Below are 7,770 nucleotides of genomic sequence, written 5' to 3'. Positions count from 1 at the left end.
TGGCGGGACAGCACCCCCCTCTGCCCTGCCGGGCATCTCCCCCGCAAGGGGGGAGATTGGCAGTTGCGGCGCCGGCGCCCTCAATCAGTTCGGCATGCCTGGAAAGCGCTGCCGGCCCGGAGAGCGTGACACCTCCAGCCGCCACCCTGCCCCGCCGGCCCGGCCGGTCCGGCCGTGCATGTTTCCGCGGCCTGCCGCCGGCGCGGCCACCCTTCGGGTTGGCGAAGCCGATGGCACGAAGGCCGGCGTTGCGGTGCACGATGCCGATAATGGCGTTGCGCGAGACCGGGCTGCCGCGCCGCGCGCTGAAGCGGCCGGCGATGCGGGAGGCCGATAGCCCCTCCTTCAGCCAGGCGGCGATCTCGTCGATTTCCTTTTCGGTGTAGGCGGCAGCCATGTCTCATTCCATTGCTTGCGAAGGGTTGCGAAGCGCTCGGCATGTGGCCAAGCGCCAGGGTTCGGCCGCGGGGCCGTTGGTCAGGTCAGGGAAACAGTTGGGATCAGGCGGCGCCGGGCGCCGCACCAAGCAGGCGAAGAAGGGCCGCCTCGGCGGCGGCCCGGGTCAGGCCCGACACCGCCAGGCCCGCCTTGCGGTCGAACAGGATGACGGTGCCGTCCTCGGTGCGGATGCAGGAGACGAGCCGGCCCGAATTGGGGGCCGGAGCCGGGGGAGGAGCGGCTCCGGCCGTTCCGGTGAACCGGGGTGCGGGCGGTTCGACCGGATCCGGGGCAGAGGCCCCGGAAAGCGTCCGGACCGGGGAGGAGGACGGCCCGGACGATTGGAATTCGACAGGCGAGGCAAGCGCGTTCATGCCGCCTCCCCTTGCATGGCGGCAGCGGCGCGATGGCCCGCCAGCCATTCGTAGCTGATACCGGCAATGCCGCGCCTGCGGCTCGCGGCCACCACATGCGGCCAGTGCTGCGGCGCGATGCGTCCGCGACGGCGCATCTGGCGGGCGGCTTCATAGCCGCAGCCGACATCTGCGGCGAAGGCGCCGATACTCTGCCAGGAATCAATTAGCCCCGAGATGCTCGTTGGCAGCCCCGAGATGCTCGTGGGCGGCCCCGGCACATGCGCGGCGGAGATGCTCGCAGGGAATGCGGAAACGCTTGCGGTAGGCTCATTCATGCGCTAAGCGTACGTTATGTACGAATGACGCGCAAGCGAAATCGTACAATTTGGACGATAATTTTCAGGCATTTTGTACGATGATGGATTCTCGGCACAGATTGCAGCAGGCGCGCGCCCAGGCCGGCTATGCCTCGCCCAGCGATGCCGCTCGGGCCTTGCGCGAAATCAACAAGAACACGCTTATCAGCCATGAGAACGGCAACCGGCCGCTGTCGCGCAAGGCGGCGGAGAAATACGGCCGGCTGTTCGGCGTCGACCCGGGCTGGCTCTTGTTTGACGCCGACGGCGTCGAAGCCGCGCCTGTGCACCTCGCCGCCTCGCCCATCACCATCGACGTGCCGATCGTATCGTGGATCAGCGCCGGCGAACTCGGCAGCCAGGACAGCGTGGTCAACCTTTCGGACTACCCGACCATCCCCACCGCCGATCTCGAGGAAGGCGAGTGGATTGCGCTGCGCGTCGACGGACCGTCGATGAACAAGATCTCGCCGCCGGATTCGATCATCTTCGTCAACCTGCGCGACAAGCGGCTGGTGACCAATGGCTGCTATGTGATCGCCGACGAAACCGGCCGCGCCACCTACAAGCGCTACCGCCCGAACGACACCCCGCCCTTCCAGCCGGCGTCCTATCTCGACATCCCGCCGCCGGAGCTCGAAGGCGCGATCACCATCATCGGGCGGGTCAAGCGCTCAATGATCGATATGTGAGAGACAATCTCGCTGAGAAACCGTCGCTCACGAAGAACAAGAAGAACGTCGCGTTGCCAGGCTTTGAGGGTTGCGTTCTTTGGCCGAGAGCGAACACAGGATAGCGTTCGCAATTTCTGCTTGCATTTCGGAACAAAAACGGAACTATATAGGCAATTGCAGCCGCTGCCGCGGCAACTCCGGGGGGAGGATCAAAACATGTCACGCCGCACCGGCGCGTTCACCCGCGCATTCGTTGCATGGCTTTCATTTGGCCCGCTTTTGGCGCCGGCGGGAATAGTGGTGACGCTTGGCGGGCTTCGCAGTCCGGCCCTCGCAGAGAGCAAGGATTACGCTACTTGCTTCAGCGACGGCGCCCTCTCCGCCGACCAGCAGATTAGCGTCTGCACGCCCATCGCCGAGGACAGCGCCGAGATTCCCGATCTTCGCGTTAACGCCTATTTCTGGCGTGGCCTGGCTTACACGCAGAAGAACGATATCGACCGCGTCATCGCCGACATGACCGACGTGCTCGCGCTTGATCCGACATACGTGCCCGCCTTTACCAATCGCGCCATTGCCTGGGAGAGCAAGGCAGATTTCGAGCGAGCCGTCGCGGACTACACTCGCGCAATCGCGCTCACGCCGGACGATGCCAACCTCTATGCCGACCGCGCCAGGGCACTCAACAAGAAAGGCGAGCACGACCGTGCGATTGTCGAATGCGACAAGGCGATCGACATCGATCCCGCCAACGAGATGGCCTATGGCGTGCGCGGCGTCGCCTGGGAGGACAAGGGCGACGCCACGCGGGCCCAAGCCGACTATGACAAAGCAGAGAGCGTCCGCGCGGACCCCATCACGCCTTACCATGACCGCGCACTTTCATGGATCGCCAAGGGCGAGCGCAGGCGCGCGGAAGCCGATTGCAAGCACATCGCCGGCGTCGATGCGGACAAAGGGCGTGATTGCTCACGCCGGATCGCCGAGGCTTTTGGCGAGCCGCGCGACGGAGGTGGCGAGAAAACCGCCACCGCCCAAAATGCGGTCGGCATAGAATGGCAGGAAAAGGGCGACCATACCCGCGCCATCGCCGCATTCGACGAGGCGATCCGGCTCAATCCAGCAAGTTCCGCATTCTACTTCAACCGCGCCAAGAGCTGGGGCTTAAAGAAGAATTATGCCCGCGCTATCGCCGATCTGGATGAAGCCGTACGCCGCGACCCGGCCAACGCCCCGGCTTACCGCGTGCGCGGCATGACTATGGCTCGAGTCGGCAATTCGAAAGAGGCGCTTGCCGATCTCGACAAAGCGATTTCCATCAGTTCCGACGATCCAAAATCGTATTTCGAGAGGGCGCATGTCTGGGAGGCGAGCGATCCTGACAAGGCAATAGCGGACCTGGACAAGGCAATCGCGCTCGACCCGGCCAACGCGGACTACCGAAAGGAACGGCTGAGCGTCCAGATCGGCAAGCGCAGGGCCGAGGGGCAACCCGTGCTGCAGTCACCGGGCGCTACGACCAGTCAGGCTCATGTCCCAATCCCAGCTGAGCCGCAGGCGGCCAAGCCTATCGCGCCTCCCACGTATGAGCCGCCGCAACTCTATGCCAAGCGCGACAATTCCGCCGCCATCGACTGGAATATGAAATCGGGGTTGCAGCAGATGCAGGTCGACCCCAAGGGCGCGATAGATACATTCAGCTTTGTCATCGGCCTCGATCCCTACAACGCCGATGCCTACTACCACCGATCCATCGCGGAGGCCTTGCTTGGCAATTTCGACCTCGCCGTCGGCGACTGCCGGCGAGCCGTCGAGCTCGACCCGAAGCGGGCAGGCACGTGCAGGGAACACCTGCCCGGCGAGCAAGGCAAGCCGACCGCCGCGAAGCCAGGCAGGGATCCGGCGACCGCCAGGATCCTGCTCGAGCGCGCCCAGATGCGGCTGTCGAAATATGGCGTGGACGGCGCATTGCTCGATTTCGACAAGGCCATCAGCCTCGATCCCGAAAACGCCGACGCCTATTTCGGTCGCAGCCGCGCCCGGATGCTCAAGGGCGATCAGGCCGGCGCGGCAGTCGATTGCCGGCGTGCCATCGAACTCGACCTGAAGCGGACTGGAAGCTGTGACGAGCAGGCTGCCGTTGGCGAAAACAGGCCGGCGCCGCCAGTGGGCATGCAACAGTTGCAGCCCTCTGTTGCGGCCGCCGTTGAAACCTTGGCCAAGCAACTCGGCCAAGGCAAAGCGAGCCCAACGCGAATACTGTCCGCTTCAAAGATGCTGGAGGCGGCCGAGGCGACCGACCCACGTGTCCTGAGCGCCGTGCAGAGCGGCGACACCTTTTCCGACGCGGGCAAATATGACCATGCCATCGCAGAGTATGAGAAGGCGATCGCGCTCGACCCCAGTAGCCCATTCGCCTATTTCGGCCGCGGCAAGGCCTTGGCCGCCAAGCGCGCCTACGACCTGGCGATCGCCGACTACGATCGGGTGATCCAGCTCGTTCCGGATCTGGTCTCGGCCCATATTCGCCGGGGGATGGCCAAAACCATGTCGGGCGATGTCGAGGGCGCGCTTGCCGATTGCGGCCATGCCGCCACGCTCGACCCGAAGGCGCGCGACGCGTTCTTTTGCAAGGGCATGGCCTGGCACGCCAAGGGCGACGGCGGGCGGGCGATCGCGGCCTATTCATTAGCGATCGCGATCGATCCGAAAGACGCCGCCAGCTATTATGGGCGCGGCATGGCACGGGCCGACAGGAAGGACTATGACGGCGCCATCGCCGATTTCGACCGGGCAATCGGCCTCGACCCGCACAATCCGGATTACCTGGTCAGCCGCAAGGCGGCCGACGCGGCAAGAGGAAAAGGCGATGTCGCGGCCGAAGCCGGCGGGCCTGATCCGAAGAAGCTCAAGGCTTTCATCGATCTCGGCGATGCCCTCTACAAGAGGCACAAATATGATCGCGCCATTGCCGAATACAGCAAAGCCATCACGCTCGATCCGAAAATGGCGTCCGCATATCTGGGGCGCGGCATGTCGCTGGTAGCGAAGGGCAAGTATGACGCGGCCATCGATGATTACGGCAAGGTGATCGAACTCTATCCTGCCTACGTCGAAGCTTACCTCGGCCGCGCCGTCGCCTGGAGCAAGAAGAACGAACTGGATCGAGCGATCGCCGATTTCAGCCGCGCGGCCAAGATCGACCCCAGTTCTGCGCCGATCTATTTCGGGCGTGGCAGCGCCTGGCTCGCCAACGGCGATTACGACCAGGCGATTGCCGACTACGACCAGGCGCTCAAGCTGGATCCAAGGCTGGCCCTAGCCGAGGAGGGCCGCAAGCTCGCCGTGGCGGCCAAACGCAAGTCAGCCGGAAGCGATCCTGTCGGCTCTGACCAGAGCAAGTTGAAGACCATCGTCGACCACGGCTACGTCTGGTACAAGAAACGCAAGTATGCACGCGCCACCACCGCGTTCGAACAGGCCATCGCGCTCGATCCGAAAAACCCCGCCGGCTATCGCGGACGGGCGATGGTCCGCACCGACACCCATGACTATGATGGCGCCATTGCCGATTTCAGCAAGGTCATCGAACTCGCGCCGAAGAGCAGCGATGCCTATTTTGGGCGTGCCGCTTTGTGGGGGAAGAAAAACGAGCTTGACCGGGCGTTAGCCGACTATGACCGAGGCCTCGAGATCGATCAGAGTTGGAGCATGGCCTATTACGGACGGGCAACCAAAAGGCTGGAGAAGGCCGATTACGAGGGTGCGATGACAGACTTCGACAAGGCGATCGAATTGGATCCCAAAGTCGCGCGCTTCTACATCGATCGCGGCTTTGCCTATGCGGCAAAAAAGGACATCGACAGCGCAACGCGAGACTTCAACAAGGCGATCAGCCTGGACCGGAAGAAGAGCGCTGGCGCCCATTTCGGTCTAGGTGCAATCAAGGAAAGCCAAGGCGACCACGATGGCGCCATCGCCGAGTACAGCCGCTCTATCGAGATCGACCCGACATATGCCGACGCCTACGATTTGAGGGCACATTCCTGGAGAGCTAAGGGCGATTTGAAGCGCGCCGAGGCCGACCGCAAGAAGGCGCTGAGCCTCGGACTGAACTAGACAGGCATTTTAGAGGGGCGGATGTCGCGTTGGAAATGGTTGCAGGTGGAGGCGGTCGTCCCCTTTGAGCTTCGTTGAGGCAAAAGTGCTACCAGCGATGTTCGGTGGCGGCAGATATCACCATGAGTCGGTGGCGAAGCCGGCCCAGCCTGTGACCACCGCCTACATCGATGCCTAGATCCGGAAGCAGGATCTCCAGATTGTTGAGGCTATCGCACGCGAATTTCCGGATAACTACGATGCGATGCTGCGCAAGATCACTGCCGCCGCCCAGACCGGAAGCCAAACAGAAGTGCGCAATACCAGCAGACAGGCGGTCGCCGATCTGCGGCACAGATATGCACCGCTCCTGCTTTCAGCTCCGGACAGCGCGGTCTCGCAAGCGCTTTCGGCGCAACTCGACATGCTCAATCATGTCATGGCGCGCGAAACGCCGGCCACTGCAACAATTACCTGCGCTACGGGTAGGTCTCGAAGTATGGCCTTTCCTTCAACGCCTTGCCGTTGCGGTCGAGCAGTATTCCCGAGGCAAACAAATACCCGCCCATCGCTTCCATCTTCGCCATGTCCATGGTGCCGATGGCGCCGTTAGCACCCTTCAAAAATGCCGGTCGTTCAGCGCCGGGTTGTGAGCGTGTCCTTGTTCGCCGCGATCAGCGGGTCGCCTGCGTGCTTCGCGCGGTCGACGGCGAAGGCGTAGCCGGCCCGCGTCCCTCGAAAAAAGCAGCGGCGGCTTGTCGGTTGGCGCCAACGAACACGTTTCCGGAAACGATCAAGGTAGTGTGCTCGCCCGGCACGCCGTAATCGGCGTAACGGAAGCTGCGCTGCTCCAAGCTTCCAAGCCCGGCCTCAACGCCTTCCAGGTCGAGTCTTCGGGCGTGACGTCGACCGCACCGGGCAAACCGTTTCCCCAATCCGCAGAAGAGTGGCCCATCTCTCTTAGGAGATGCCGGTCGTTATAAGATTTTTACCAGTTTCTTATAACGCTCTTGAAATCTCGCCGGATAAGGCCCAGTTATAAGAAAACTGCAGGTTTCTTATAACGCTGCGCACGCCCGGGAGCGGCCATGAAGACCATCGATCTTGCCTATCGTACCCTCTATGCCGAGCTGGTGCAGCGCAGCCTGGATGCCTCCTTCGAGGCCGATTTCTCGACGGCAGGCAATTTCGTGCGCGTGCCGGTGAAAGGCCGCGACTACTGGTATTTCGAAGAGACGCGGCCGCAAAAGTCCAGGCGCTATGTCGGCCCGGCGGAAGATCCCGAGATCGCCAAAAGGGTCGCGGCCTTCAAGGAGATCAAGGACGATCTCAGAGCTCGCCGCAAGCTGGTCTCCACGTTGGTTCGCGACGCCGGCCTGGCGACGCCCGATGCTTTCAGTGGCGACGTCGTCGAGGCGCTGGAAAAGGCCGGGCTCTTCCGCCTGCGCGCGGTACTCGTCGGCACCGTCGCCTTCCAGACTTATGCAGGGCATCTCGGCGTCAAACTGCCAGGAGCCTCGCTGCAGACCGGCGATGCCGACTTTGCCCAGTTCCATTCCGTCTCGGCCGAAGTCGACGACAGCATGCCGCCGCTCATCGAGGTGCTGAAGGCGGTCGACCCGACATTCCGGGAAATCCCGCACCGAACCGATGCGGGGCGCACGACGCAGTTCGAGAATGCTTCGCGCTACCGCATAGAATTCCTCACTCCGAACCGAGGCAGCGACGAGCATGCTGACCATGCCAGCCCGATGCCGTCGCTGGGCGGCGCCTCGGCCCAGCCCTTGCGCTTCCTCGATTTCCTGATCCGAGACCCGGTGCGGGCAGTGCTGCTCCACCGCTCCGGCG

7 protein-coding genes and 1 pseudogene are annotated in these 7,770 nt (G+C 63.2%); 3 read left to right on the top strand and 5 right to left on the bottom strand.

Going from position 1 to position 7,770, the window contains the following annotated elements; translation table 11 throughout:
• The 3 genes and pseudogenes from EOA60_RS38875 to EOA60_RS11235 all read right to left on the bottom strand — a co-directional run.
• A pseudogene (locus EOA60_RS38875) lies at window positions 1-397 on the bottom strand (hypothetical protein); the annotation flags it as partial.
• Window positions 398-500: 103 nt separating this feature from the next.
• On the bottom strand, window positions 501-812 hold the full coding sequence (locus tag EOA60_RS11240; protein WP_067001068.1) for a hypothetical protein: 312 nt from the start codon (window positions 810-812) through the stop codon (window positions 501-503).
• Window positions 809-1,129 (bottom strand): hypothetical protein, encoded by a 321-nt coding sequence (locus EOA60_RS11235; RefSeq protein ID WP_245322361.1) that lies wholly within the window; start codon window positions 1,127-1,129, stop codon window positions 809-811. Before EOA60_RS11235 ends, EOA60_RS11240 begins: the two co-directional genes overlap by 4 nt.
• Window positions 1,130-1,209: 80 nt before the next feature.
• Between EOA60_RS11235 and EOA60_RS11230 the strand changes: the two genes are divergently transcribed.
• Window positions 1,210-1,842 (top strand): XRE family transcriptional regulator, encoded by a 633-nt coding sequence (locus EOA60_RS11230; RefSeq protein ID WP_067321658.1) that lies wholly within the window; start codon window positions 1,210-1,212, stop codon window positions 1,840-1,842.
• A gap of 198 nt (window positions 1,843-2,040) precedes the next feature.
• Window positions 2,041-5,943 carry a tetratricopeptide repeat protein gene (locus tag EOA60_RS11225; protein ID WP_127335664.1) on the top strand — a complete coding sequence of 1,301 codons (3,903 nt, stop codon included), beginning with the start codon at window positions 2,041-2,043 and terminating at the stop codon, window positions 5,941-5,943.
• An 88-nt stretch (window positions 5,944-6,031) separates the two neighbouring features.
• On the opposite strand, the gene EOA60_RS11220 is transcribed toward EOA60_RS11225, so the two are convergent.
• Entirely contained in the window at window positions 6,032-6,277 is a 246-nt protein-coding gene (locus EOA60_RS11220; RefSeq protein WP_127335665.1) for a hypothetical protein, read from the bottom strand.
• Window positions 6,278-6,401: 124 nt separating this feature from the next.
• Window positions 6,402-6,545: a hypothetical protein gene (locus tag EOA60_RS37495; RefSeq protein WP_164747276.1), complete on the bottom strand. Its 144-nt coding sequence runs from the start codon at window positions 6,543-6,545 to the stop codon at window positions 6,402-6,404.
• Between the two features lie 465 nt (window positions 6,546-7,010).
• On the opposite strand from EOA60_RS37495, the gene EOA60_RS11215 reads away from it, so the two are divergent.
• Window positions 7,011-7,770, top strand: a 760-nt coding sequence (locus EOA60_RS11215; protein WP_128311361.1) for a GSU2403 family nucleotidyltransferase fold protein, incomplete at its 3' end; no start/stop codon positions are given.

This window comes from Mesorhizobium sp. M1A.F.Ca.IN.020.06.1.1, assembly GCF_004023265.1.
Classification (GTDB): Bacteria; Pseudomonadota; Alphaproteobacteria; order Rhizobiales; family Rhizobiaceae; genus Mesorhizobium.
Note: the sequence above shows the minus strand (reverse complement) of the source record. Positions and strands in the feature narration are given on the sequence as shown.

Coding starts and splice junctions, on each gene's coding strand:
- EOA60_RS11225 (WP_127335664.1), top strand. CDS start 2,041: ATGTCACGCCGCACCGGCGCGTTCACCCGCGCATTCGTTGCATGGCTT.
- EOA60_RS11240 (WP_067001068.1), bottom strand. CDS start 812: ATGAACGCGCTTGCCTCGCCTGTCGAATTCCAATCGTCCGGGCCGTCC.
- EOA60_RS11230 (WP_067321658.1), top strand. CDS start 1,210: ATGATGGATTCTCGGCACAGATTGCAGCAGGCGCGCGCCCAGGCCGGC.
- EOA60_RS11235 (WP_245322361.1), bottom strand. CDS start 1,129: ATGAATGAGCCTACCGCAAGCGTTTCCGCATTCCCTGCGAGCATCTCC.